The following is a 24,276-nucleotide window of genomic DNA, read 5'->3' on the forward strand; positions in this document are numbered from 1 at the left end:
AGTCGGAGACGAAGTTTGCGCGTCCTTGCCATCGATACCGCCCTCGGCGCCTGCTCGGCCTGCATTTTCCAGGTGGGCGAAACCGAGCCGCTGGCCAGCGAATCCATCGCCATGGAGCGCGGCCACGCCGAGGCTTTGCTGCCGCTGCTCGACCGGCTCTCCTCGAAGGTCGAGGGCGGGTTCGACAGCCTTGGCCGTGTGGCGGTGACGGTGGGGCCCGGCAGCTATACGGGGCTTCGCGTCGGCATCTCGGCCGCGCGCGGCATCGGCCTGGCGCTCGGCATTCCGGTCATCGGCGTTGCAACGCTCTCGGCCTATCTCGCGCCGCTCATGGCCGGCAACCAGCGCGGGCTTTTTACCGCCGCCATTGATGCCAAGCATGGGCACATGTACATCCAGGCCATCGCGTTCGGCGGGCGCACCATCATTCCGCCGAGCCTGATGAATTATCGCGATGCTTTGCGCCTTCTCGGCTCCGGTCCGCTCCTGATTACCGGATCGGCGGCGCCGATCCTGGCGGCGGAGGCCCGCGCGAACGGCATCGAGGCCATCGTCAGCGACACGCCGCACGCTCCCGACATCGCCTGGGTCGCGCGACTCGGCGCCATTGCCGACCCGGCGCAGGCCCTCCCAAAGCCGCTCTATCTGCGCGACCCTGATGCCAAGCCACAGGACGGCGCGCGAATCGCCCGGCGATGAGCCTTTTCGACCGGATCTTCCGCCCCGCAGGAGCGCGCATCGAGCCGGTCGGAACCGAAGCGGCGGCGCAGTTGGCGGCTATCCATGCCTCCGGTTTCGCGCGGCCGTGGAGCACACTCGAATTCGAACATTTGCTCGGCGAGCGCGGCGTGATCGGCGACGGGCTTTATCTCGGGCGGGAGAAGCGGCCGTCCGGCTTTGCCCTGTCGCGGATCGTGCTCGATGAGGCTGAGATTTTGACCATCGCCATTGCGCGCGAGGCGCGTGGTCGGGGGCATTCCCGTCCGCTTCTGACTCAGCATCTCGATGGGCTCTCGCGAAAAGGCGTCGCTAAGGTCCATCTGGAGGTCGAGGAGGGTAACACGCCCGCGCTCGCCCTCTATCGCCGCCTCGGCTTCAAGGAGGTTGGACGTCGGGCGGGTTATTATCTCAAGGCCGATGGAACGCGGGCTGCGGCGCTGACCATGGCGGTCGACCTATAGCCCCGCCTTGCTTCGTCCCCTATAAGCATCCGCGAGGAGTGGGTGACTTTGGCACTACGCAACACCAAACCGATCAAGCCGCGCCGGTCGGATGCCATCGAGCGGGCCTGCCGCGAGAAGGGCCTGCGCATGACCGGCCAGCGCCGGGTTATCGCGCGTATTCTCGATGACGCGGCAGATCATCCGGATGTGGTGGAGCTGCATCGCCGCGCGGCGGCAGTGGACGAGCGCATCTCGCTGTCGACCGTCTATCGGACCGTGAAGCTTCTGGAGACGCAGGGCATCATCGAGCGGCTCGATTTCCGCGATGGCCGCTCGCGTTACGAGCAGGCCGCGCGCGAGCACCACGATCATCTGATCAATCTCGAAACCGGCGCGGTGATCGAATTCCAGTCGGACGAGATCGAAGCCTTGCAGAACGAGATCGCCAAAAGGCTCGGCTACAAGGTCGTCTATCACCGGCTCGAGCTTTATGCGGTGCCGCTCGCGAAGGATGAAACGTGAAGCGGCTCTGCATCGGATTGAAGCTGTTCATTCTGGCCCTTTGCAGCGCATTCCTCATTCCGCTGCAGATGCTGGCGATGCGTTTCGGTTGGTCCGTGATGCACGTCGCGCCGATGTGGTTTCATCGCATCTTCTTGAAGCTTTTCAGCGTGCGCGTGATCGAGAAGGGCACGCCGCCGGGCGAGGATGCGACGCTCGTTCTCGCCAACCACGTCTCCTGGCTCGACATTCCGGTTATCGGCTCGGTTCATCCTCTCTCCTTCATCGCGAAGTCGGAGGTGGAGACCTGGCCCGTCGTCGGCCTTTTCGCAAAACTCCAGCGCTCGGTCTTCATCGAACGGCAGCGCAGGAAGGCGACGGCGGAAGTCCGCCACGCGCTCGCCCATCGCCTCGTGAAGGGCGAAGTGATGGTGCTTTTCGCCGAGGGCACGACGGGCGACGGCAACCGACTTCTGCCCTTCCGCACGTCCCTCGTCGGCGCGGCACAGACGGCGCTGATGGATGATAGCGTCGAGCGCGTTTATCTCCAGCCGCTCGCGATCTCCTACACCCGCCGCAACGGCCTGCCGGTGACCCGCCGCGAGCGCCCCTTCATCGCGTGGTATGGCGACATGGAGCTGGCGCCTCATCTCAATTTCTTTCTCAACGACGGTCCCATCGACGCGGTCGTGACCTGGGGCGAACCGGTTGTCTTCACCGGCGATCGCAAACAGGCGACAGCGGCGGCGGAGGCCGAGATTCGCCGGGCGCTGCAAGTGGCGTGAAGTGGTGTGCGGGCCGAATCGATTCCCGCGCTAGCGCAAAAGGAAGCTAGGCTTTAGGCTTTGACTGCTTCGGCGCGGCTTGGCAGCGAGCATTCGCTTCACGCCGCCCCGCTATCTCGAGTCAGTTCCTTGTCTTGATCGGTAACAGCTATGCCGTATGTCCAACGCAACCATAAGGGCCAGATAGTTGGACTATATGCGCTTCCCCAGCCGCAGCCAAACGGCACCTGCCTCACCGAGCCCGATCCGCTACCTGACGATGACCCTGAAGTACTTGCGTTTCGTGCCACTCACCCGGTGCCGACAGTCGAACCGCTAACGTTCGAAGAGATGCAGCGGTTGAATCAAAGGTACGAGAAAGTCAATAAGGAGCACGAGGAAATTAGGGACGGGATGCTGGCTACCTTTATGGTGTGGTCAGATCTTGAGAATGCCCTTTGCGCTCTTTTTTACGCACTTCTGAACCAGCGAAACAGCCACGTTGCCCATGCAATTTACTTTGCAATCGCAAGCCTCGACGGGCGGCTGAAAGTCGTCGATGTTGCTTTTGCGCGTACCGCAAAAGAGCAGCCTAATCTAAGGCCCCTCGTTCCATTTTGGAAAACAACCCTCGGCGCAATTAGTCGCCTCAAAGAGGCAAGAAATTCTATCGCCCACGGTGCTCCAATCACCGTCGTCGTGAACAACAGACCTCACGCTAGGTTAGCGTCTCCTTTCCTGGATGTTCAGCGCTTTGAAGAGAGAATGGACAAGAGGCAACTGCCGGGGTTGTCCGCCAACGATCTCCGCGGCACGGCCAAGGCCGCTCGCGAAAGGGCGGACACAGTAGATGAGCTGAACAGAGCTGTTATAGCGATGTGGGATGGCGACGACGCCACATTACAACAAACACTTGCCCGATTAGCTGCGGGTCAGCGAAAAAAGGGCCATGAGCAAGAAGGCGCGAGCCCTTTCGAGCCTTCAGACCCGCCTTGAACATCTCTGACGTAACGATTGAGCGAGCCTCGCCCCCTTAACCCTGTCATTTGTGTCATCCCTCAGCGCGGGTCGCACCCGAGATGTCAAGGACAGCCAAAGCCCGCTATTCTCTTGCGCTCTCAAAAAGCGTAAGAACGCTTCATTCCAAACGATCAAGAAGCAGGCCGCGCGCGTGAAAAAAGTCTTCGTCAAATCCTATGGTTGCCAGATGAACGTCTATGACGCCGAGCGCATGACGGACATGTTGGCGGCCGAGGGGTATAGCGAAACCAAGGCGATGGAGGAGGCGGATCTCGTCATCCTCAACACGTGCCACATTCGTGAGAAGGCCGCTGAAAAGGTCTATTCCGAACTCGGCCGCGTACGCGAATTGAAGCAGGAGCGCGAGGCGCAAGGCCACGAGACCAAGATCGTGGTCGCGGGCTGCGTCGCGCAGGCCGAAGGCAAGGAGATCTTGCGCCGGCAATCGGCGGTCGACGTGGTCGTCGGCCCGCAAAATTATCACCACCTGCCCGACCTGTTGAAGCGCGCGAAATCCGAGCGTCCAGTCGACACCGAATTCCCCATCGAGGATAAGTTCGATCATCTGCCAAGGCTCGAGAAAAGCCGTATTCAGACGCGCGGTGTCACGGCGTTCCTCACCATTCAGGAAGGCTGCGACAAGTTCTGCACCTTCTGTGTGGTGCCTTATACGCGCGGCGCGGAAGTCTCGCGGCCGGTCGCCAAGATTTTGGACGAGGCGATGCGCCTCGCCGATGCGGGCGTGCGCGAATTGACCCTCATCGGCCAGAACGTGAATGCCTATCACGGCGAAGGGCCGGACGGACAAACCTGGAGCCTGGGCCGCCTGCTGCGGCGTCTTGCGGAGGTGCCGGCCATCGCGCGATTGCGCTACACCACTAGTCATCCGCGTGACATGGATGACGAGCTAATTTTGGCGCATGGTGATTTGCCCGCGCTCATGCCTTACCTGCATCTGCCCGTGCAATCCGGCTCGGACCGGATTCTCGATGCCATGAACCGCAAGCACACGGGCGACGAATATCGGCGTCTGATCGAGCGCATTCGCAAGGTGCAGCCGAACCTCGCGCTTTCTTCCGATTTCATCGTCGGCTTCCCCGGTGAGACGGACGCGGATTTCGAAGACACGATGCGGCTTGTCGCCGATGTGGGCTTTGCGAGCTCCTTTTCGTTCAAATACAGCCCCCGCCCCGGCACGCCTGCGGCCGAGAGCGACGCGCAGCTTCCCGAAGAAGTGAAGTCCGAGCGGCTGGCGCGGCTGCAAAACCTGTTGGAAACCCAAAGACAGGCTTTCAATCACGGAACTGTCGGTCAGACTCTTGACGTTCTCTTGGAGAAGCCGGGCCGTCACCCGGGCCAGATGGCGGGCAAGTCCCCCTATCTGCAGCCGGTGCAGTTCGAAACCGATGCCCACCGCATCGGCGAGATCGTGACGGTGCGGATCGTCCGGGCAGGCTCCAACAGCCTGTTCGGAGAGTTGATCGGGCCCGGCGACAAGGCTGCGGCCTAACGAAGGAGAGGCATTTGAGGCCAGCGGACAGCGTGACCGCAAGAGCGCAAAAGGGCAGAAGCCCCAATCTGCATCCAGGCGTCGAGGAAGAGGCTGAGATCATCCTCACCTTCGACGACAACCGCCTCGCCAGCCTTGTTTTCGGCCAGTACGACCAAAATCTCGCCCATCTGGAGCGGCGGCTGAACGTCACCGCCATCGCCAACGGCAACCGCGTCACCGTCAAGGGCACGCCAGAGGCCTCCGAACTCGGCCGCCGGGTTCTCGAGGGACTCTATGAGCGCGCCCGCCAGGGCGTGACGTTGGCTCCCGGCGATGTGGATGGGGCGATTCAGGAGAGCAGCCTCCAGGGCAGCCTGTTCCCGACGGCGGAAGCGCCCACTCCCGGCCTTACCGCCTTCGACCAGATCGCAACCCGCAGACGCGGCCCGGTGCGCGCCCGCAACGCGGCGCAGAACGCCTATATCAAGGCCTTGAAGCAGCATGAGCTGGTCTTCGCCGAAGGACCCGCCGGCACCGGCAAGACATGGCTCGCCGTGGGCTATGCCGTGTCTCTGCTCGAAGCGGGACAGGTGGACCGCCTCATCCTCTCCCGCCCCGCCGTCGAGGCGGGCGAGCGGCTGGGCTTTTTGCCCGGCGACATGCGCGAAAAGGTCGATCCCTATCTCCGCCCGATCTACGACGCGCTCTATGACTTCATGGAAGCGCGACATGTGGACCGGGGCCTTCAGACCGGCATGATCGAGATCGCGCCGCTCGCCTTCATGCGCGGACGCACGCTCACCAATTCGGTCGTGCTGCTCGATGAAGCGCAGAACACTACGTCGATGCAGATGAAGATGTTCCTGACGCGGCTTGGCGAAAACTCGCGCATGATCATCAACGGCGATCCGACGCAGATCGACCTGCCGCCCGGTCAGAAATCCGGGCTGATCGAAGCCGTGCGGATTCTCGATGGGGTCGAGGGCATCGCCCGCGTCACCTTCAAGGAGCAGGACGTGGTGCGCCACGATCTGGTGCGGCGCATCGTGACGGCTTATGACGAGGCTGGCAGGCAGGAACCACTGCCGCAGGATCGAAACCGGTGATCGAACTCGACATCATGATCGAGGGGGGCGATTGGGCCCGCCTCGACGACGTGGAAGGGCTCGCCCAACGTGCGGCCGAAGCCGCGGCCAAGGTCGCTGACGAGGCGGACGAGGACTTCGAGATCAGTGTGCTGCTGACCGATGATGCGGCCATCCAAGAGCTGAACCGCACCTGGCGCGGCAAAGACAAGCCGACGAATGTCCTTTCCTTCCCGGCCCCGGAACAGCCCGGCGCGACGGGGCCTCGCCATTTGGGCGATATTGCACTAGCTTACGAAACGTTGGTGCGGGAATCCGAGGATGAATCCAAGGACCTGTCGCACCACTTCGCCCATCTGATCGTCCACGGGGTGCTGCATCTTCTCGGCTACGACCACGAGGTCGAGGAGGAGGCGGAGCTCATGGAAGGTCTCGAGGTGAAGGCGCTCGCCACCCTTGGCATCGCCGATCCCTATCGCGATATGGCAGCTTGAATGCGGGGCGTTATCCGCAAAAGGGCTGAAACTCAAAAGCTATGAACGAAGATCGAAGTCGTAACGACACTCCGGTTCGGACCTCTCCGGACCCTGAGGGCTTGCGCGATCACTGGTATGACCGGTTGCTGATCCGCTTAGGCCTGAAGACCCGCGATTCCATTCGCGAGGATCTCGAAGACGCCCTGTCCGAAACCACCGAGGATCCGGACTTTTCGCCCAAAGAACGGGCGATGCTCAAAAACGTGCTGAGCTTCCACCGCATCCGGGTGGACGATGTCATGGTGCCTCGCGCCGACATCGTGGCGGTGGCCATCGACACCAGCCTCGGCGACCTGCTCAACCTCTTCCGCTCCGCCGGCCATTCGCGCCTGCCGGTCTATGGGGACACCCTCGACGACCCCAAGGGCATGGTCCATATCCGCGACTTTTTGGACTTCATCGCCATGCGTGCCGATGCGGGCGCCTCCGAATCCGGCGCGGGTGACGACACGCCGCCGCCGAGCCTCGGGCAGATCGACCTGTCGCAGAGCCTCGCTTCCGCAAACATTCTCCGTCCCGTGTTGTTCGTGCCGCGCTCCATGCCCGCCATCGACCTTCTGGTACGCATGCAGGCCACCCGCACCCACATGGCCCTCGTGATCGACGAATACGGCGGCACCGACGGCCTCGTCTCCATCGAGGACCTGGTGGAGATGGTGGTCGGCGACATCGAGGACGAGCATGACGACGCGACCGAGATGATGATCGTGCCGAACCCTGACGGCACCTTCATCGTGGATGCGCGCGCCAGCCTCGACGACATCAAGGAAAGCCTCGGTGTCGACCTTTCCGACGAGGACAGCGCCGAGGACATCGACACCATCGGCGGCTTCATCGTCACGCTTGCGGGGCGCGTGCCTTCGCGCAACGAGCTGATCCTCGCGCCCGGCAATCTGGAATTCGAGGTGCTCGACGCCGATCCGCGCCGGGTGAAGCGGCTGCGCATCCATCGCCGCGACGTGCCGCCCGCGTCGGATGCGGAGCCCTCTTCTTCGGAAAGCGCCGCGGCCTGATGATGGTGCTTGCCGACCGTGTCGCTCTCGCCCGCGGTTGGCGCCGGGCTTTTATCGCCCTTGTCGCGGGTGCGATCGGGGCGCTGGCGATGCCGCCTTTCGGCGTTTTTCCGGCCCTCGCGCTCTCGCTCACGCCGGCCGTCTGGCTGCTTGACGGCACCTGGAAAAGCCCCTCTCGCGCGGGCGCGCTGAAAGAAGCGGCCTTCATCGGCTGGCTCTGGGGTTTCGGTTATTTCGTCGCCGGGCTCTGGTGGCTCGGCGCGGCCTTTTTGGTCGAGGCCGATCAATTCGCCTGGGCGTTGCCCTTCGGGGTTTTCGGCCTCCCCGCAGGTCTCGCCTTCTTTCCCGCCTTCGGCTTCGCCCTCGCCCGCCTGTTATGGACGCCGGATTCCTGGCGCGTCATCACCTTCACGCTCGGCCTGACAATCAGCGAATGGCTGCGCGGCCATGTGTTTACCGGCTTTCCCTGGAACAATCCCGGCATGGCGCTGGGTCAGAACCTCTGGCTGATGCAGACTGCTTCGCTCGTCGGCCTCTATGGCCTGACCTTTTTGGCCGTCGCCATGGCTTCCGCTTTCGCCGTCATCGGCACCGGCAAAACCGCTCGCGAACGCTGGACCGCGCCCGCCTTCGCGCTCGTCGCGCTCGCTGCGATGGTGGTGTTCGGAGCTTTGCGTGTGCCGGATGGGCCGGTGGCCACGATCGACAAGGTGCGTCTGCGCCTCATGCAGCCCAACCTGCCGCAGGACGCCAAGTTCAATCCGGCGAACCGCGAAGCGATCATGCGGCGCTATCTTTCGATCAGCAGCGCCGATCACGATGGACGGCCGCCGACCCATATCGTCTGGCCGGAATCCGCTTTCCCCTTCCTGCTTCATCGCGATCCGGCCTCGCTCGCGCAGATCGGCGCGCTTGTCGGACGCAACGCGCTTCTCATCACCGGCGCGGCGCGCATGGATCAGCCGCTGCCGGGCGAACAGGTCGGCAAGTTCTTCAACGCTATTCAGGTCATTGACGGCCGGGGCTCGATCTTAAGTTCCTACGACAAGGTGCATCTCGTTCCTTTCGGCGAATACGTGCCGAAATTCTTCGATGCGCTGATCCGCGCGGTGGGCCTTCGTCAGTTCGTGCATATTCCGGGCGGGTTCGAACCCAGCGCGACGCGTGCCACGCTGACCGTTCCGGGCCTCCCGGCGGTGGCTGCGACAATCTGCTACGAGGCGATCTTTCCGGGTGAGGTTTTGCCCGAAGGTCCCCGCCCTGATCTCATCCTGAACGTGACCAACGATGCGTGGTTTGGACAGACGCCGGGACCCTATCAGCACTTCGCGCAGGCGCGTTTGCGGGCTTTGGAAGAGGGGCTACCTCTTATTCGCGCCGCCAACACCGGAATCTCGGCGATCGTCGATCCTTATGGACGTGTGGTTGCAAGTCTGCCGCTCGGCACGGAGGGCGTGCTCGATTCGGACCTTCCGGCGGCGATTTTGGCGCCCGTTTCCGCTCAATACGGAAGGTTTGTTTTGACGGCCACGCTTGTGATCTGCTTAATGGCCTCCATCGCACGCCATAGGCGGCGGGTGTCTCCTATATAGAAAAACAGAGACATTCCTTTGGGGCAGATCTGACAAGGAATCGTGAGCCAATGAAGAAGTCGACCGGCTCGATCGATAAGGAAATCGGCAGCAGGGTGCGCATGCGCCGTATCTCGGTGGGCATGAGCCAAGAAAAGCTTGGCGATATGCTTGGCCTGACATTTCAGCAGGTCCAGAAATATGAGAAAGGCACCAACCGCATCAGCGTCGGCCGCCTTGTCGACATTGCCAAGATCCTCGGCGTCGACATTCACTTTTTCTTCAACGGCATCAAGAGCGGCAAGCTCGATGCCGGGTTTGCCGAGGAAGAATCGCCCCCCTATATCTCGGAGGTCATGTCGACTCCGGAGGGGCTGCAGCTGATCCGGACCTTCACCGGCATCAAGAATCCGAAGGTTCGCAAGAGTATTGTCCAGCTTGTCGCCGCTTTGGCTTCTCAGGACGATCAATAACGTTCGGCAAAAAGAACGCGTTCGCTTGACCTTTCCTTCGGCCTGCGGCATGACGAGGAATGGAAGCCTGCCAACGCGGGCGCGTCTTCTTTGCCATATTTGAGGGAATCCCCGTCGTGCCCCGTTCGAGCTATCTTTTTACGAGCGAGTCCGTTTCTGAAGGTCATCCGGACAAGGTTTGCGACCGGATTTCGGACGCGGTCGTCGATGCTTATCTGGGTGCCGAGCCGGAGGCCCGCGTGGCCTGCGAAACGCTCGCCACGACCAACCGCGTCGTGATCGCGGGCGAAGTCCGCGGCCCCGAATCGATCACCAAGGACCGGATCATCCAGCTCGCCCGCGAGGCCATCAAGGACATCGGCTACGAGCAGGAAGGCTTCCACTGGCAGAAGGCCGAGGTCGACGTTTATCTCCACGCCCAGTCGGCGCATATCGCGCAGGGCGTCGACGCCGCCGGCAACAAGGATGAAGGCGCGGGCGACCAGGGCATCATGTTCGGTTATGCCTGCAACGAGACGCCGGAGCTGATGCCGGCCCCGATCTTCTACGCCCACAAGATCCTCGAAGACCTCACCCATGCGCGCAAGACCAAGGCCAATGGCGCGGCCGTCCTCGGCCCGGACGCCAAGAGCCAGGTCACCGTCCGCTATGAGAATGGCAAGCCCGTCGGCGTGACGCAGATCGTGCTCTCGACCCAGCACCTCGACGCGAACCTGTCCTCCGAGGACGTGCGCGAAATCGTCGAGCCCTATATCCGCAAGACCCTTCCCGCCGGCTGGGTGTCGCCGGAAACCATCTGGCACGTGAACCCCACCGGCAAGTTCGTCATCGGCGGTCCCGACGGCGATTGCGGCCTCACGGGCCGTAAGATCATCGTGGACACCTATGGCGGTGCGGCTCCGCACGGCGGCGGCGCGTTCTCGGGCAAGGATCCGACCAAGGTGGACCGTTCGGCCGCTTACGCCGCGCGCTACCTCGCCAAGAACGTGGTGGCCGCAGGCCTCGCTGACCGCTGCACACTCCAGCTCTCCTATGCCATCGGCGTCGCCAAGCCGCTGTCGATCTATGTCGACCTGCACGGCACCGGAAAGGTCGACGAGGCGAAGCTCGAAACCGTCCTCATGGACGCGATGGACCTGTCGCCGCGCGGCATCCGCACCCATCTCGGCCTCAACAAGCCGATCTACGCCCGCACCTCGGCCTACGGCCATTTCGGCCGCAAGCCGGACGCGCAGGGCGGCTTCTCGTGGGAGCGCACGGACCTCGCCGACTCCCTCAAGTCGGCACTGAGCTAATCCCTGATGAGCGAAGTTTTGGAACGGTCCGGCGCCTTCTTCGGGCGCCGGAAGGGAAAGAAGCTTCGCGCTGGACAGGACGATCTCGTCCGCAATCTCCTGCCCTCTATTCGTGTTACGCCGGGCGTCGGCCCGGCGGAGCTTTTTGCGAAGCCAGCCGACGCGGCGCGGCCGACTTGGCTTGAAATCGGCTTCGGCGGCGGCGAGCACCTCGCCCATCAGGCTCGCGCCCATCGCGACATCGACTTCATCGGCTGTGAGCCGTTCGTGAACGGCATGGCCAAGCTTTTGGCCGTGATCGACGAGGAAGAACTCGGCAACGTCCGCGTCTGGGACGACGATGTCACGGACCTCCTGCCGACCTTTCCCGAGGCCTGTCTCGACCGGGTCTATATCCTCTATCCCGACCCCTGGCCGAAGCGCCGCCAGCGCAAGCGCCGCCTCGTTTCCGACGAGATGCTGACCATGCTCGCGCGGGTCATGAAGCCCGGCGCGGAGCTGCGCTTCGCCAGCGACATCGACGATTACATCGGCTGGGTCCTGGCCCGCCTGCTGCGCTCCTCGGATTTCCGCTGGACGGCGACCCGCGCCGACGATTGGCGCAAGCCCTATGAGGGCTGGCCCGGCACCCGCTACGAGGCCAAGGCGATCCGCGAAGGCCGCGTGCCGAGCTATCTGACCTTCGTGCGGGTTTAACGCGACCTGCTTCCCGCGCCGGTCATGGCCGGCTGGTCCTTGCATTCGTGGGGTTATAGCGCTATATCCCTTTCAGTCAGTTCTGGTTGCAGCCTCAAAGCTGCTTGTCAGAGTGGGCCCCGCCGGGTCCGCTCTTTTTTATTGCTCGAAAGCCGGGACTGACACGGAGAGCCATGACGAACGCACGCGACAAGCGTCTCATTACGGAAAACGGCGTGGCCGCCCGGGTGGCGGCGATTGTCGAGCCTGTGATCGAGGATCTGGGCTTCAATCTCGTGCGCGCAAAGGTCACGGGCACCAATGGCTGCACGGTGCAGATCATGGCCGAACGGCCGGACGGCACCATGTCGGTCGACGATTGCGAGACGGTGAGCCGCGCCATTTCGCCGGTTCTCGACCTCGAAGACCCGATTGCGACGGCGTATTATCTCGAAATCTCCTCGCCGGGGATCGACCGTCCGCTGGTGCGCGCGAGCGATTTCGAGCGCTGGACCGGGTACGACGCGAAGATCGAGATGGCCGTGCCGGTCGCGGGCCGCAAGCGCTTCCGCGGCTTCTTGCGCGGTGTGGAAGATGGGACGGTCGCCGTCGAACTGCCGGACGTGAAGGAGGGCGAGGAGCGGATCGTGCGCCTCACTCTGAACGATCTCGGCGAGGCGCATCTGGTCCTGACCGATGACCTGATCCGCGAGTCGCTGCGCCGGGGCACGGCGCCGACGACGGACGAATTGGACGACGAAACGGAAGTGAGGCCCGCGCCCGAACCGCGCGGCCCGCAGAAAAAGAAAACTCACTAAGGAGCGACCTCGATGGCAATCAGCGCCAACAGGCTTGAACTCTTGCAGATCGCCGATGCGGTCGCGCGCGAAAAGGTGATCGACAAGCAGATCGTGCTCGACGCGATGGCGGACGCCATCGCCAAGGCGGCACGCTCGCGCTACGGCGCCGAGACGGACATCCACGCCGAGATCAACCCGAAGACCGGTGAGCTGCGCCTGTCGCGCCACCTCCTCGTGGTCGACGACGCCACGCTCGAGAACGACTCGCGCGAAATCGCACTCTCGGAAGCGCGCAAGCGCAACCCGGCGGCGCAGGTCGGCGATGCCATCTCCGAAACGCTGCCGCCCTTCGATTTCGGCCGCATCGCGGCGCAATCGGCCAAGCAGGTGATCGTGCAGAAGGTGCGCGATGCCGAGCGTGACCGGCAGTATCAGGAATACAAGGACCGCATCGGCGAGGTCGTGAACGGTGCCGTCAAGCGCGTCGAATACGGCAATGTGATCGTCGATCTCGGCCGTGGCGAGGCCATCGTGCGTCGCGACGAATTGATCCCGCGCGAGACGTTCCGCCCCGGTGATCGCATCCGCGCCTATCTCTTCGACGTGCGCCGCGAAGCGCGCGGGCCGCAGATTTTCCTGTCGCGCACGCATCCGCAATTCATGGCGAAGCTGTTTGCGCAGGAAGTGCCGGAAATCTACGACGGCATCGTTTCCATCCAGGCGGTCGCCCGCGATCCGGGCTCGCGCGCCAAGATCGCCGTCACCTCGCGTGACTCGTCCATCGATCCGGTCGGCGCCTGCGTCGGTATGCGCGGCTCGCGCGTGCAGGCGGTGGTCGGCGAATTGCAGGGCGAGAAGATCGACATCATTCCGTGGTCGCAGGATCAGGCGACCTTCATCGTCAACGCGCTTCAGCCTGCCGAAGTGGTCAAGGTCGTGCTCGATGAGGATGCGGACCGCATTGAAGTGGTGGTGCCGGACGATCAGCTCTCGCTCGCCATTGGCCGTCGCGGCCAGAACGTGCGTCTCGCCTCGCAGCTCACCGGCTGGGACATCGACATCCTGACCGAAGCGGAAGAATCCGAACGCCGTCAGAAGGAATTCGCCGAGCGCACCGAATTGTTCATGAACGCGCTCGACGTGGACGAGGTGGTGGGCCAGCTTCTCGCCTCGGAAGGCTTCCGCTCGGTGGAAGAAATCGCTTACGTCGATGCGTCGGAAGTTTCCTCCATCGAGGGCTTCGATGAGGATACGGCCAGCGAGATCCAGACCCGTGCGCAGGAATACCTTGCCCGCATCGAGGCGGAGAACGAGGCCCGCCGCGTCGAACTCGGCGTCGCCGACGAATTGAAGGACATCGACGGTGTCACCACCGCCATGCTGGTCGCCTTTGGCGAGAACGACATCAAGAGCGTCGAGGATCTCGCCGGCTGCGCCACCGACGATCTGGCTGGCTGGACGGAAGGTCGCGGCGCTGAGGCAGTTCGCCACAAGGGCGCGCTCGACGGCTTCGACATCTCCCGCACCGATGCGGAGGGGATGATCATGGCCGCCCGCGTCAAGGCGGGCTGGATCGAAGCGCCGGTGGAGACCGAGGAATCGGCCGATGAGGCCGAGACCGCGGCCGACGCGTCGTAAAGAACCATGGTCAGGCGAGGACAGAACCCGTGCCGCGGCATGAACCGGAGCGCACCTGCATCGTGACCCGCACGGCCCAGCCGTCGGCGGGGCTGATCCGGTTCGTTCTGTCGCCTGACCATCAGGTCGTCTTCGACCTGAAACACAAGCTTCCTGGCCGGGGTGTCTGGGTCACGGCCCGTTCCGGCCTGGTGGAGGAGGCGGTCAAGCGCCGCCTCTTCGCGCGCGCCTTCAAGGCCGAGGTGAAGGTGTCCGCGACGCTCGCCGCCGATATCGAGCGGGTGCTGCGGACCGATATGCGCCAGAGCCTCGCGCTGGCCAACAAGGCAGGCAGGGTGGTGACCGGCTTCGGAAAAGTCGAGTCGGCGATCCTTGAAAAGCCGCTCGCGGCCCTTATTCATGCCGCAGAGGCGGCCGAAGATGGGCGGCGAAAGATCGCGAATCAGTTGCGTAAACGCCTCGGCGAGGCAATATCAAGCGTTCCGGTCGTCCAAGAACTGTCAAATGACGAATTGGATTTGGCATTAGGCCGGTCACATGTGATACATGCTGCCCTCGTCGCGGGCGCTGGAAGCGACGGCTTTCTGAACTCCTGGCATCGTTACCGCACCTATTGCGGCGCCGATGCCGATCAGGCTGGCCTCGCGCTTGAGACCGGCGAACCCACGATTTTGAAACCCGCAGGATACTGAGAGCGGAATGACAGATACGAAAAACCCGGGCGACAAGACGCTGCATGTGTCGTCCAAGACGCTTTCATTGAAGCGACCCGTCGAACAGGGCGTGGTGCGTCAAAGCTTCTCCCATGGCCGTTCGAAGGCGGTCGTGGTCGAGACGGTGAAGCGTCGCGGACCGGGTGGAGCGCCGGAACAGAAGGCCGCGCCGCCGCAGGCCCCCGCTCCGGCTGCGCCTACCCCGAAGGTGGCGCCTCAGGGTCGTCCGCAACGCTCCGGCGCGCCCGCGTCGAACGCACCGCGTTCCGGCGTGGTGCTGCGCACCCTCTCCGACCAAGAGCGCGACGCCCGCGCCAGCGCGCTGGCCGATGCCCGCCGTCGCGAGGAAGAGGACCGCAAGTACCAGGAAGAAGAGGCCAAGCGCCGCACCGAGCGCGAAGCCGCCGAGGCCCAGGAGCGCGCTGCGGCAGAAACGCGCAAGCGCGAGGACGACGAGCGCCGCCGGCAGGAAGAAGAACATAAGCGGGTTGCCGCCGATCAGGCCCGCCGCCGTCTCGGCGAGGAAGCGGCTCCCGCTCCGGCTCCCCGGTCCAGCGCGGGCGCACCGCACGGCGAGCGCAGCTATGGCGACCGCCCCCGTCCCAGTGGCGACCGTTCTGGTGGCGAGCGCGGCTATGGCGATCGTCCCCGTCCCAGCGGAGACCGTCCCGGCGGTGAGCGCAGCTTCGGCGATCGCCCTCGCCCCAGTGGAGATCGTCCGGGTGGCGAGCGGTTCGGTGATCGAGGTCCCCGCCCAGGTGGCGCGGGTCCGCGTCCAGGCGGGTTCGGTGGCCCCCGCAGCGGCGGAGGCACGACCGGTGGTCGTCCGCCGAGCCTCAACCACATGGCTCGCCCGGCCGCGCCTGTCGCGCCGGATCCGTCAACGGCCAAGCCGAACACCCGCACCGCGGCCCCCGTGGCAACCCGCGCCGTCGTTATCGAGGACGAGGACGGTCCGCGCACGGTTCGCCGTCCCGGTTCGCCGGCCAAGCCTGCAGTTCCGACCAAGGCGCCGAAGGCTGCTCCGGGCGACGAACGCCGCCGTGGCCGCCTGACGCTTGCCACCGCGACGTCCGGCGAAGAAGAGCGCACACGCTCGCTCGCAGCTTTCCGTCGCCGCAACCAGCGTCTGATGGGCCACCGCCAGGTGGAGCAGAAGGAAAAGATCGCCCGCGAGGTGACGATTCCGGAAACCATCACCATCCAGGAGCTCGCCAACCGCATGTCGGAGCGCGCCGTGGACGTGATCAAGTTCCTGATGAAGCAGGGACAGATGCACAAGATCACCGACGTGATCGATGCCGATACCGCGCAGCTCGTCGCGGAAGAGCTCGGCCACACGGTGAAGCGCGTCGCGGAATCGGACGTCGAGGAAGGCCTGTTCGACACGCCGGACACGGACGAGAACCTCACCGCCCGTCCGCCGGTCGTGACCATCATGGGCCACGTCGACCACGGCAAGACGTCGCTGCTCGATGCGATCCGCAAGACCAACGTGGTGTCCGGCGAAGCCGGCGGCATCACGCAGCATATCGGCGCGTATCAGGTGACCTCGCCGCTCGGCGGCAAGATCACCTTCATCGACACGCCCGGCCACGCGGCGTTCACCGCCATGCGCGCCCGCGGCGCGAAGGTGACGGACATCGTCGTGCTGGTCGTCGCCGCCGATGACGGCGTCATGCCGCAGACGGTGGAAGCGATCACCCACGCGCAGGCGGCCGGCGTGCCGCTGATTGTGGCGATCAACAAGGTCGACAAGCCCGACGCCAACCCGCAGCGGGTGCGCACCGAGCTGTTGCAGCACTCCATCGTCGTCGAGTCGATGGGTGGCGAGACGCTCGAGTTCGAAGTGTCGGCCAAGACCGGCCAGGGCCTCGACAGCCTGCTCGAAGGTCTGTCGCTGCAAGCCGAAATTCTCGTTCTCAAGGCCAATGCCGAGCGTTCGGCGGAAGGCACTGTGATCGAGGCGAAGCTCGATCGCGGCCGCGGTCCCGTTGCCACGGTTCTCGTCCAGCGCGGCACCCTGCACACGGGCGACATCGTGGTCGCCGGTGCCGAGTGGGGTCGCGTGCGTGCGCTCATCAACGATCTCGGCGCGACCGTGAAGGAGGCTGGTCCTTCGGTTCCGGTCGAGGTGCTGGGCTTCAACGGTACTCCGGAAGCAGGCGACCGCGTCGCGGTGGTGGAATCGGAAGCTCGCGCTCGCGAAGTCACCGAATACCGCACCCGCCAGAAGCGCGAGCGTCAGGCGGCCCGCATGGGTTCGGCCGGGCGTACGCTCGCCGACATGATGCGCGATCTCAAGGCCGGCGCGGGCCGCAAGGAATTCCCGCTCGTCGTCCGTGCGGACGTGCAGGGTTCGGCGGAAGCCATCGTCGGCGCTCTGGAGAAGGTGGGTAACGACGAAGTCGCGGCCCGCATCATCCAGGCGGGTGTCGGCGGCATCTCGGAATCCGACGTCACGCTGGCGGAAGCTTCCGGCGCGATCATCCTCGGCTTCAACGTGCGCGCCCACAAGGAAGCGCGCGAGGCGGCCGAACGCGCGGGCATCGAGATCCGCTACTACAACATCATCTACGACCTCGTGGATGACGTGAAGGCGGCGATGTCGGGTCTTCTCGCTCCGACGCTGCGCGAAGAGCGCCTCGGCGAAGCGCAGATCCTCGAAGTGTTCAACGTGTCCAAGGTCGGCAAGATCGCGGGCTGCCGCGTCCTCGACGGCGTGGTTCAGCGCGGTGCTCATGTCCGCCTTATCCGCGACAACGTGGTCATCCACGAAGGCAAGCTGTCCCAGCTCAAGCGCTTCAAGGACGATGCGCGCGAAGTCACGGCGGGCCAGGAATGCGGCATGGCCTTCGAGAACTACCAGGACATGCGTCAGGGCGACCTCATCGAGTGCTATCGCGTGGAAGAGGTGAAGCGGACGCTTTAAGGCGGCGCTTCACACACGCTCCTAAACAATACGTCATCACCGGGCTTGTCCCGGTGATCTCGCTTTTAAGTGTACCTCACCCGACAGATCGAGATGGCCGGAGCGAACCGACCACGACATCGTCATGAATCATCCGGTCCAATCCCGGAGGCTGAAAAATGGCTAAACGTTTCGAACAAACCGCCGGTCCCTCGCAGCGTCAGCAGCGCGTGGCCGAACTGATCCGCCATGCGCTCGCCGAGGTGCTCTCGCGCGGCGACTTGCAGGACGACGTGCTGGCGCGCCACGTCATCACGATCCCCGAAGTGCGCATGTCGCCGGACCTCAAGCTCGCGACGGCTTATGTCATGCCGCTCGGTGGCAAGGACGAAGATGCGGTAATCAAGGCGCTCGACAAAAACAAAAAAGTTCTGCGCCAGGAAGTCGCCCGCCGGGTGAATTTGAAATTCGCTCCCGACCTGCGCTTCCGCCGCGACGAGAGCTTTGACGAGGCCGCGCGCATCGACGCGCTGCTGCGCACGGAAAAAGTCCAGCGCGACACCGCCAAGCCCGCGTCTGACGCCGACGACAACGACGAGTGAGTTGAATGACCGAAGAAAGACCGCAGCGGCGTCCCCAGGGCGAGCGCCCGAAGAAGCGCGACGTCAACGGCTGGATCATTCTGGACAAGGGCGTCGGCATGACCTCCACCCATGCAGTGGCGGTGGTCAAGCGCGGGCTCTCGGCCAAGAAGGCTGGGCACGCGGGCACGCTCGATCCGCTCGCCTCCGGCATCCTGCCGATTGCACTCGGCGAAGCGACGAAAACCGTGCCGTTCATCATGGACGGGCGCAAATCCTATGTCTTCACTGTCGCCTGGGGCGCGGAGACGACCACGGATGACTCCGAGGGCGAAATCGCCGAGCGCACGGACAAGCTGCCGACGCCCGCTGAGATCGAAGCGCTGCTGCCGCGTTTCATCGGCCAGGTGCAGCAGGTGCCGCCGCGCTTTTCCGCCATCAAGATCCAGGGCGAGCGCGCCTATGATCTCGCCCGCGACGGCGAGGTGGTCGAATTGCAGGCCCGCACCGTGGAGATCGACCGGCTCGCGCTCATCCATCACGAGGGCGACCGTTCGGTGCTCGAGGCCGATTGTGGCAAGGGAACTTACGTGCGCGCCATCGCCCGCGATCTCGGCCGGGCGCTCGGGTGCCTCGGCCATATCGCGGCGCTCCGGCGCACGCGGGTCGGGCCGTTCACGGAAGCCGATGCGGTCACGGTCGATGATCTTGCGACCGATCCGGCGGCTTTGCGGCCGGTCGAAACGGCCCTGAGCGAGCTGCCCTCGATCCCCGTCAGCCGCGACATGGCCGCGCGCCTGATGCGCGGCCAATCGATCATTTTGCGCGGCCGCGACGCGCCGATTGCGGGGAAGGTTTATGCCACCTGCAACGGCGTTCTGGTTGCCGTGGGCGATGTGGAGCAGGGCGAACTCGTGCCGCACCGGGTATTCAATCTGGGGGCGTGAGTCACAAACCTATGAGCCATATACGTCTCAAATATAGGCCCGAAGACGAGTGGCATGGAGAGGTCGAAGTTGTTGCTCAAACCTCTTCCTTTTCAGGTAGTGGATCGGCATATTTCTCTCTTGAGGCAATGAGGGAGTTTTCTGAAAGGCTTAAAGGTTATCCTCTCGCGGAAGAGGATCCTCCTAAAATTGAGGGCGGCATTGGCTCTCCAGGTGAAGCGTTGAACCAAATTCACGTTGGCCTCACCATTCAACCCTATTCCTCTTCGGGAAAATTACTTGTCGTGGTGGAGTTGGCATCCGAGGTCTGGAGCACTTCCAATACCGAACTTTTGCAACAGCTTACGACTCGCTTTCTGACCGAATACTGGGCGATCAACGAATTCCAAAAGTCACTAGACAGCGTCTTAGGCGGTGAAGGAGAGGCTTTCCTGCAAGGCCTGTAGCTTTGCCATTGTCAAAGAGCTTCGCCGCGGAAGCCCCATCCCCTTGCTCCGCCTGGCAAAAACGAAATCTCTGGAACTTGTATCGTTTTCGTGTATGGTGCGGCCACTTCCCGTAGGCGTTGCTTGCGGGATTTCGTCGGATGATCCGACCGCGCTGGACGACATCCCGGCCCGGCCGCCTCCGGCGAGAACCGACCCCCCAAGGGCGGGTCATCTCTTAAAATGCAAACCGAAAGGACATGCGATGTCGATTACGGCTGAGCGCAAGACCGCGCTCGTGAAGGAATTCGCCCAGAAGTCTGGCGACACCGGCTCCCCCGAGGTGCAGGTCGCCATCCTGACCGAGCGGATCACCAACCTCACCGGTCACTTCAAGACCCACACGAAGGACAACCACTCCCGTCGTGGCCTCCTGAAGCTCGTCTCGCAGCGCCGTTCGCTTCTTGATTACCTCAAGAAGAAGGACGAGAGCCGCTACAAGACCCTGATCGAGAAGCTCGGCATTCGCCGTTAAGCTTCAGCGCATGATCTTGGGAAACGTCACATCCGTTTTTCTGGTAAGATCATGCGATAACTTCCGTCCGGAGCACGGCTCCGGACGGCCTCTCGACGCCGAAGAGACTTCGTTCCCGGCGTCCTCAAAGGAGGCGGATGACGCGATGACCATGGCAGGATCGCAAGGGGCTTATACGGAAGGCGCTGTCGCCCGCCGTGGAGCCCCTTGCCGTCTTGCTCATGGCATCGAGCCCCGCCCTGTCATGAAAGACATCAACCAATGTTCGACATTCAACGCGAAGAACTGATCTGGGGTGGGCGCAAGCTCACGCTCGAAACGGGCAAGATGGCCCGCCAGGCCGACGGCGCCGTCGTCGCCACCTACGGTGAGACCACCGTGCTCGCCACCGTCGTCTCGGCCAAGGAGCCGAAGGCCGGCATCGATTTCTTCCCGCTCACGGTGAACTATCAGGAGCGCACCTACGCCGCCGGCCGCATTCCGGGCGGCTATTTCAAGCGCGAAGGCCGTCCGACCGAGAAGGAGACCCTGGTCTCCCGCCTCATCGACCGCCCGATCCGCCCGCTCTTCCTCGACGGCTATAAGAACGACACCCAGGTCGTCGTGACCGTGCTCTCGCACGATCTCGAAAACGATCCGGACATCGTCGCCATGGTCGCGGCCTCCGCTGCGCTCACGATCTCCGGCGTGCCCTTCATGGGCCCGGTGGGCGCCGCCCGCGTCGCCTATATCGGTGGCCAATACAAGCTGAACCCGCCGCTCCAGGAGATGGAGCAGACCTCCCTCGACCTCGTCGTCGCCGGTACGGCCGACGCGGTTCTGATGGTGGAATCGGAAGCCAAGGAACTCGCCGAAGACGTGATGCTCGGCGCGGTGATGTTCGGCCACAAGCACTTCCAGCCGGTGATCGAAGCCATCATCCGTCTCGCTGAAAAGGCTGCCAAGGAGCCGCGCGACTACCAGCCGGCCGATGTCTCCGACGTGGAAAAGGCTGTTCTCGACATCGCCGAGAAGGACCTGCGCGAAGCCTACAAGCTCACCAAGAAGCAGGACCGCTACGCCGCCATCGACGCCGTGAAGGCGAAGGTGTTCGAGACGCTCGTGCCTGCCGACGGCGAAGCCAAGTTCGAGCCGGAGAAGGTCAAGGCCGTGTTCAAGGAAGCGCAGGCCAAGGTCGTGCGCTGGAACATTCTGGACACCGGCCTGCGCATCGACGGCCGTGATCTGAAGACCGTTCGTCCGATTCTATCGGAAGTTGGCGTTCTGCCCCGCACGCACGGCTCGGCCGTGTTCACCCGCGGCGAGACTCAGGCGCTGGTCGTGACCACGCTCGGCACCGGCGAGGACGAGCAGTTCATCGACGAGCTGGAAGGCACCCGCAAGGAAACCTTCCTGCTGCACTACAATTTCCCGCCCTACTCGGTGGGTGAGACGGGCCGCATGGGCTCGCCCGGCCGCCGCGAAATCGGCCACGGCAAGCTCGCCTGGCGCGCCATCCACCCGATGTTGCCGCCGTCCCACGAGTTCCCCTACACGATCCGCGTCGTGTCGGAGATCACCGAGTCGAACGGCTCGTCGTCGATGGCCTCCGTCTGCGGCGGTTCGCTGGCGCTGATGGATGCGGGCGTTCCGCTTCGCCGTCCGGTGGCGGGCATTGCCATGGGCCTCATCCTCGAGGGTGAGCGCTTCGCGGTCCTGTCCGACATTCTCGGCGACGAGGATCATCTCGGCGACATGGACTTCAAGGTGGCCGGCACGGATCAGGGCATCACCTCGCTCCAGATGGACATCAAGATCGCCGGCATCACCGAGGAGATCATGAAGGTCGCCCTCGATCAGGCCAAGGACGGCCGCGCCCACATCTTGAACGAGATGAACAAGGCGCTCACTGCGCCGCGCGCCGAACTCGGCGAGCATGCTCCGCGCATCGAGACCATGCAGATCCCGGTCGACAAGATCCGCGAAGTCATCGGTTCGGGCGGCAAGGTCATCCGCGAGATCGTGGAGAAGACCGGCGCGAAGATCGACATCAACGACGACGGCCTCATCAAGATCGCGTCCGCCGACGGCAAGTCGATCAAGGCGGCCTATAACTGGATCCGCTCCATCGTCGCCGAGCCCGAGGTCAATGTGATCTACGAAGGCACGGTCGTGAAGGTGATGGAATTCGGCGCGTTCGTGAACTTCTTCGGTTCGCGCGACGGCCTCGTCCACATCTCGGAGCTCGCCAAGAACCGCGTCGCGAAGGTCACCGACGTCGTGAAGGAAGGCGACAAGGTGAAGGTCAAGTTCCTCGGCATGGACGAGCGCGGCAAGGTCCGTCTCTCCATGAAGGTCGTCGACCAGGAGACCGGCGAAGACATCACCGAAAAGCTGAAGGCCGAACGCGAAGCCGAAAAGGCCAAGCAGGCCGCCGGCGAGTAACGTTACGGCAAATTGACAATGCCAAGCCCCACGCCGACGGTGTGGGGCTTTTTTGTTGCATGACCGTCAACGGGTGCCGGAACATGATGCGTAGGCTGCTCATCGCGACGAACGTCGTCTTTGCCTTCGGACTGATGGTTTGCGCGGACACAGCAAGGGCCGATACGCTATGCGGGCGGACGTTCGAATCCCCTGAACAGCTCCGTTCAGAACTCAGTCGCCTGCCACAATCCCGTATTTTGGTGGACAACGACACTTTGGCCGTGCTTGCCGATCGTCAGGGGCGCGTCATGTGGACTTTCCTGAAGCCCAGCCATCCCGCAGCACCTGGCGCTGCGTGCCAAATTCCCGTCGAGTATCAGGGCGCACCTTCATTTCGGATGGAAGCCCGATGCGCTGGCCCCAAGCAGGCTTGCGATTCCTTCATCATCGAAGAGTTTCGCACAAAGCGAGAGGAGTCGTTGAAGCGACTGAAGGAGCTTTGAGAGGGCCGACGAAGCAAGTCATCCTGACCCCCCGGGAAACCCAGTTGATCGCGCGGTCAAAGTCGCGTCAAATCGGTCCATGACTACAATCACCACCGTCCAAGACCTCGAAACCCTCTACGGCGAGGTCGGCGAAGCCTCGATTGCCAAGGAAACCGACCGGGTCGTGCCGGTCTATCGCGCCTTCATCGAGGCCTCGCCCTTCGCGGCTTTGGCGACGCGCGGGCCGGAGGGGCTGGATTGCTCGCCGCGTGGCGATGGGCCGGGCTTCATTCGCGTGCAGGACGAGAAAACACTGCTTCTGCCCGACCGGCGCGGCAACAACCGCATCGATTCACTACGCAACATCGTGCGCGATCCGCAGGTCGCGCTGTTGTTCCTGATCCCCGGCATCGGCGAGACTTTGCGTGTCAACGGGCGCGCCGACATTTCGGTCGATCCGGCGCTTCTGGACAGCTTCGTTGTCGACGGCAAGGCGCCCAAGACTGTGCTCGTGATTCATGTCGAGGCGGTCTATTTTCAATGTTCGCGCGCCATCGTGCGTGCCGATCTGTGGAACCCCGACAAGCGCGTGTCGCGCAAGGCGGTGCCGAGCCCGGGCGAGATGCTCGCGGCACTGAGCGAAAACCGCATCGGCGGCGAATCTTATGACAAGGCGCTGCCGGAGCGGGTGAAAACAACTTTGTACTGAGAATCGCTTCTCATGGTGCCTTGACCTAGCGGGCAAGGGCATCGACAAAGCAAGCCTCGTTTTCTTGAGAATTGAAGGGACGTCCCATGACCATCCAGCGCATCAAGCCCGGCCCCCGCATGAGCGGCGCGGTCGTTCACGGCAACACGGTTTATCTCGCCGGTCAGGTCGCCAATGCCACCGCCGGCAAGAGCGTCGGCGAGCAGACGCAGGAAATTCTGTCGATCATCGACGGTCTCCTCGCCGAAGCCGGTACCGACAAGACCAAGATCCTGATGACGAATATCTGGCTGACCGACATGGCGACGTTCCAGGAAATGAACGCCGTGTGGGACTCGTGGGTCGCGCAGGGCAACGCCCCGGCCCGCGCCACCGTCGAGGCGAAGCTCGCCGCGCCGCAATACAAGGTCGAGATCGCCGTCATCGCGGCGAAGTAAGACTTTAGAGCATGATCAGAACAAGTGGACACCGGTTGTTCGCCCAGATCATGCGGCACTAAGAAAAAAGGGCCCTCTTGAGGGCCCTTTTTTATTGTCAT

Annotated in this window: 25 protein-coding genes; all 25 read left to right on the plus strand. The window is 63.5% G+C overall.

What is annotated here, in order from left to right; all coding sequences use genetic code 11:
• Positions 1-15 precede the first annotated feature (15 nt).
• The 25 genes from tsaB to HB375_RS02920 all read left to right on the plus strand — a co-directional run bounded on the left by tsaB (position 16) and on the right by HB375_RS02920 (position 24,175).
• Entirely contained in the window at positions 16-699 is a 684-nt protein-coding gene (gene tsaB / locus HB375_RS02800; protein WP_167671422.1) for a tRNA (adenosine(37)-N6)-threonylcarbamoyltransferase complex dimerization subunit type 1 TsaB, read from the plus strand.
• Positions 696-1,181, plus strand: coding sequence for a GNAT family N-acetyltransferase (locus HB375_RS02805; protein ID WP_167671423.1), 486 nt, complete (start codon positions 696-698; stop codon positions 1,179-1,181). The genes tsaB and HB375_RS02805 overlap by 4 nt, the downstream gene beginning before the upstream one ends.
• A 48-nt stretch (positions 1,182-1,229) precedes the next feature.
• Positions 1,230-1,685 (plus strand): Fur family transcriptional regulator, encoded by a 456-nt coding sequence (locus HB375_RS02810; RefSeq protein WP_281409314.1) that lies wholly within the window; start codon positions 1,230-1,232, stop codon positions 1,683-1,685.
• Entirely contained in the window at positions 1,682-2,449 is a 768-nt protein-coding gene (gene olsA, locus HB375_RS02815) for a lyso-ornithine lipid O-acyltransferase (RefSeq protein ID WP_167671424.1), read from the plus strand. The genes HB375_RS02810 and olsA overlap by 4 nt, the downstream gene beginning before the upstream one ends.
• Before the next feature lie 150 nt (positions 2,450-2,599).
• Positions 2,600-3,424, plus strand: a complete 825-nt coding sequence (locus HB375_RS02820) for a hypothetical protein (protein ID WP_205800016.1) — start codon at positions 2,600-2,602, stop codon at positions 3,422-3,424.
• 175 nt (positions 3,425-3,599) lie between these two features.
• Positions 3,600-4,958 (plus strand): tRNA (N6-isopentenyl adenosine(37)-C2)-methylthiotransferase MiaB, encoded by a 1,359-nt coding sequence (miaB, locus tag HB375_RS02825; RefSeq protein WP_167671426.1) that lies wholly within the window; start codon positions 3,600-3,602, stop codon positions 4,956-4,958.
• A gap of 14 nt (positions 4,959-4,972) precedes the next feature.
• Positions 4,973-6,046 carry a PhoH family protein gene (locus HB375_RS02830; protein WP_167671427.1) on the plus strand — a complete coding sequence of 358 codons (1,074 nt, stop codon included), beginning with the start codon at positions 4,973-4,975 and terminating at the stop codon, positions 6,044-6,046.
• Positions 6,047-6,060: 14 nt separating this feature from the next.
• Positions 6,061-6,519, plus strand: coding sequence for an rRNA maturation RNase YbeY (gene ybeY, locus HB375_RS02835; protein WP_167671732.1), 459 nt, complete (start codon positions 6,061-6,063; stop codon positions 6,517-6,519).
• 41 nt (positions 6,520-6,560) lie between these two features.
• Positions 6,561-7,574, plus strand: coding sequence for a hemolysin family protein (locus tag HB375_RS02840; RefSeq protein WP_167671428.1), 1,014 nt, complete (start codon positions 6,561-6,563; stop codon positions 7,572-7,574).
• Entirely contained in the window at positions 7,574-9,166 is a 1,593-nt protein-coding gene (gene lnt / locus HB375_RS02845; protein WP_167671429.1) for an apolipoprotein N-acyltransferase, read from the plus strand. Before HB375_RS02840 ends, lnt begins: the two co-directional genes overlap by 1 nt.
• A 50-nt stretch (positions 9,167-9,216) precedes the next feature.
• Positions 9,217-9,618 carry a helix-turn-helix domain-containing protein gene (locus HB375_RS02850; protein ID WP_167671430.1) on the plus strand — a complete coding sequence of 134 codons (402 nt, stop codon included), beginning with the start codon at positions 9,217-9,219 and terminating at the stop codon, positions 9,616-9,618.
• A 116-nt stretch (positions 9,619-9,734) separates the two neighbouring features.
• Positions 9,735-10,913: a methionine adenosyltransferase gene (metK, locus tag HB375_RS02855; protein WP_167671431.1), complete on the plus strand. Its 1,179-nt coding sequence runs from the start codon at positions 9,735-9,737 to the stop codon at positions 10,911-10,913.
• Positions 10,914-10,919: 6 nt separating this feature from the next.
• Complete coding sequence (gene trmB, locus HB375_RS02860) at positions 10,920-11,609, plus strand: tRNA (guanosine(46)-N7)-methyltransferase TrmB (protein ID WP_167671432.1); 690 nt, start codon at positions 10,920-10,922, stop codon at positions 11,607-11,609.
• Positions 11,610-11,782: 173 nt separating this feature from the next.
• The gene (gene rimP / locus HB375_RS02865) at positions 11,783-12,406 is read left to right on the plus strand and encodes a ribosome maturation factor RimP (RefSeq protein ID WP_167671433.1); all 624 of its coding nucleotides are present in this window, start codon (positions 11,783-11,785) and stop codon (positions 12,404-12,406) included.
• 12 nt (positions 12,407-12,418) lie between these two features.
• Entirely contained in the window at positions 12,419-14,026 is a 1,608-nt protein-coding gene (gene nusA, locus HB375_RS02870) for a transcription termination factor NusA (protein WP_167671434.1), read from the plus strand.
• 29 nt (positions 14,027-14,055) lie between these two features.
• Positions 14,056-14,718, plus strand: a complete 663-nt coding sequence (locus tag HB375_RS02875; RefSeq protein ID WP_167671435.1) for an RNA-binding protein — start codon at positions 14,056-14,058, stop codon at positions 14,716-14,718.
• Between the two features lie 7 nt (positions 14,719-14,725).
• Positions 14,726-17,671: a translation initiation factor IF-2 gene (infB, locus tag HB375_RS02880; protein WP_167671436.1), complete on the plus strand. Its 2,946-nt coding sequence runs from the start codon at positions 14,726-14,728 to the stop codon at positions 17,669-17,671.
• 158 nt (positions 17,672-17,829) lie between these two features.
• Positions 17,830-18,252 carry a 30S ribosome-binding factor RbfA gene (rbfA, locus tag HB375_RS02885; RefSeq protein ID WP_167671437.1) on the plus strand — a complete coding sequence of 141 codons (423 nt, stop codon included), beginning with the start codon at positions 17,830-17,832 and terminating at the stop codon, positions 18,250-18,252.
• 5 nt (positions 18,253-18,257) lie between these two features.
• Positions 18,258-19,178 (plus strand): tRNA pseudouridine(55) synthase TruB, encoded by a 921-nt coding sequence (truB, locus tag HB375_RS02890; protein ID WP_167671438.1) that lies wholly within the window; start codon positions 18,258-18,260, stop codon positions 19,176-19,178.
• Between the two features lie 11 nt (positions 19,179-19,189).
• Positions 19,190-19,624 (plus strand): hypothetical protein, encoded by a 435-nt coding sequence (locus tag HB375_RS02895; protein WP_167671439.1) that lies wholly within the window; start codon positions 19,190-19,192, stop codon positions 19,622-19,624.
• A gap of 244 nt (positions 19,625-19,868) precedes the next feature.
• Positions 19,869-20,138, plus strand: a complete 270-nt coding sequence (gene rpsO / locus HB375_RS02900; RefSeq protein WP_167671440.1) for a 30S ribosomal protein S15 — start codon at positions 19,869-19,871, stop codon at positions 20,136-20,138.
• 261 nt (positions 20,139-20,399) lie between these two features.
• Positions 20,400-22,562: a polyribonucleotide nucleotidyltransferase gene (gene pnp / locus HB375_RS02905; RefSeq protein ID WP_167671441.1), complete on the plus strand. Its 2,163-nt coding sequence runs from the start codon at positions 20,400-20,402 to the stop codon at positions 22,560-22,562.
• Between the two features lie 83 nt (positions 22,563-22,645).
• Positions 22,646-23,047 (plus strand): hypothetical protein, encoded by a 402-nt coding sequence (locus HB375_RS02910; protein WP_167671442.1) that lies wholly within the window; start codon positions 22,646-22,648, stop codon positions 23,045-23,047.
• Positions 23,048-23,126: 79 nt separating this feature from the next.
• Complete coding sequence (locus HB375_RS02915) at positions 23,127-23,738, plus strand: pyridoxamine 5'-phosphate oxidase family protein (protein WP_167671443.1); 612 nt, start codon at positions 23,127-23,129, stop codon at positions 23,736-23,738.
• Between the two features lie 86 nt (positions 23,739-23,824).
• A complete protein-coding gene (locus HB375_RS02920) occupies positions 23,825-24,175 on the plus strand; it encodes a RidA family protein (protein ID WP_167671444.1) in 351 nt (116 codons plus the stop codon).
• The last annotated feature ends 101 nt before the right edge of the window (positions 24,176-24,276 follow it).

It is taken from the genome of Microvirga terricola, assembly GCF_011777495.1.
GTDB lineage: Bacteria > Pseudomonadota > Alphaproteobacteria > Rhizobiales > Beijerinckiaceae > Microvirga > Microvirga terricola.

What these genes read in the sequence shown, in the direction of transcription:
- rimP (WP_167671433.1), top strand. Translation starts at nt 11,783, where the DNA reads ATGACGAACGCACGCGACAAGCGTCTCATTACGGAAAACGGCGTGGCC.
- HB375_RS02840 (WP_167671428.1), top strand. Translation starts at nt 6,561, where the DNA reads ATGAACGAAGATCGAAGTCGTAACGACACTCCGGTTCGGACCTCTCCG.
- HB375_RS02820 (WP_205800016.1), top strand. Translation starts at nt 2,600, where the DNA reads ATGCCGTATGTCCAACGCAACCATAAGGGCCAGATAGTTGGACTATAT.
- HB375_RS02895 (WP_167671439.1), top strand. Translation starts at nt 19,190, where the DNA reads ATGAGCCATATACGTCTCAAATATAGGCCCGAAGACGAGTGGCATGGA.
- truB (WP_167671438.1), top strand. Translation starts at nt 18,258, where the DNA reads ATGACCGAAGAAAGACCGCAGCGGCGTCCCCAGGGCGAGCGCCCGAAG.
- HB375_RS02920 (WP_167671444.1), top strand. Translation starts at nt 23,825, where the DNA reads ATGACCATCCAGCGCATCAAGCCCGGCCCCCGCATGAGCGGCGCGGTC.
- infB (WP_167671436.1), top strand. Translation starts at nt 14,726, where the DNA reads ATGACAGATACGAAAAACCCGGGCGACAAGACGCTGCATGTGTCGTCC.
- trmB (WP_167671432.1), top strand. Translation starts at nt 10,920, where the DNA reads ATGAGCGAAGTTTTGGAACGGTCCGGCGCCTTCTTCGGGCGCCGGAAG.
- HB375_RS02805 (WP_167671423.1), top strand. Translation starts at nt 696, where the DNA reads ATGAGCCTTTTCGACCGGATCTTCCGCCCCGCAGGAGCGCGCATCGAG.
- lnt (WP_167671429.1), top strand. Translation starts at nt 7,574, where the DNA reads ATGATGGTGCTTGCCGACCGTGTCGCTCTCGCCCGCGGTTGGCGCCGG.
- HB375_RS02910 (WP_167671442.1), top strand. Translation starts at nt 22,646, where the DNA reads ATGATGCGTAGGCTGCTCATCGCGACGAACGTCGTCTTTGCCTTCGGA.
- ybeY (WP_167671732.1), top strand. Translation starts at nt 6,061, where the DNA reads ATGATCGAGGGGGGCGATTGGGCCCGCCTCGACGACGTGGAAGGGCTC.
- HB375_RS02850 (WP_167671430.1), top strand. Translation starts at nt 9,217, where the DNA reads ATGAAGAAGTCGACCGGCTCGATCGATAAGGAAATCGGCAGCAGGGTG.
- HB375_RS02915 (WP_167671443.1), top strand. Translation starts at nt 23,127, where the DNA reads ATGACTACAATCACCACCGTCCAAGACCTCGAAACCCTCTACGGCGAG.
- pnp (WP_167671441.1), top strand. Translation starts at nt 20,400, where the DNA reads ATGTTCGACATTCAACGCGAAGAACTGATCTGGGGTGGGCGCAAGCTC.
- nusA (WP_167671434.1), top strand. Translation starts at nt 12,419, where the DNA reads ATGGCAATCAGCGCCAACAGGCTTGAACTCTTGCAGATCGCCGATGCG.
- rpsO (WP_167671440.1), top strand. Translation starts at nt 19,869, where the DNA reads ATGTCGATTACGGCTGAGCGCAAGACCGCGCTCGTGAAGGAATTCGCC.
- rbfA (WP_167671437.1), top strand. Translation starts at nt 17,830, where the DNA reads ATGGCTAAACGTTTCGAACAAACCGCCGGTCCCTCGCAGCGTCAGCAG.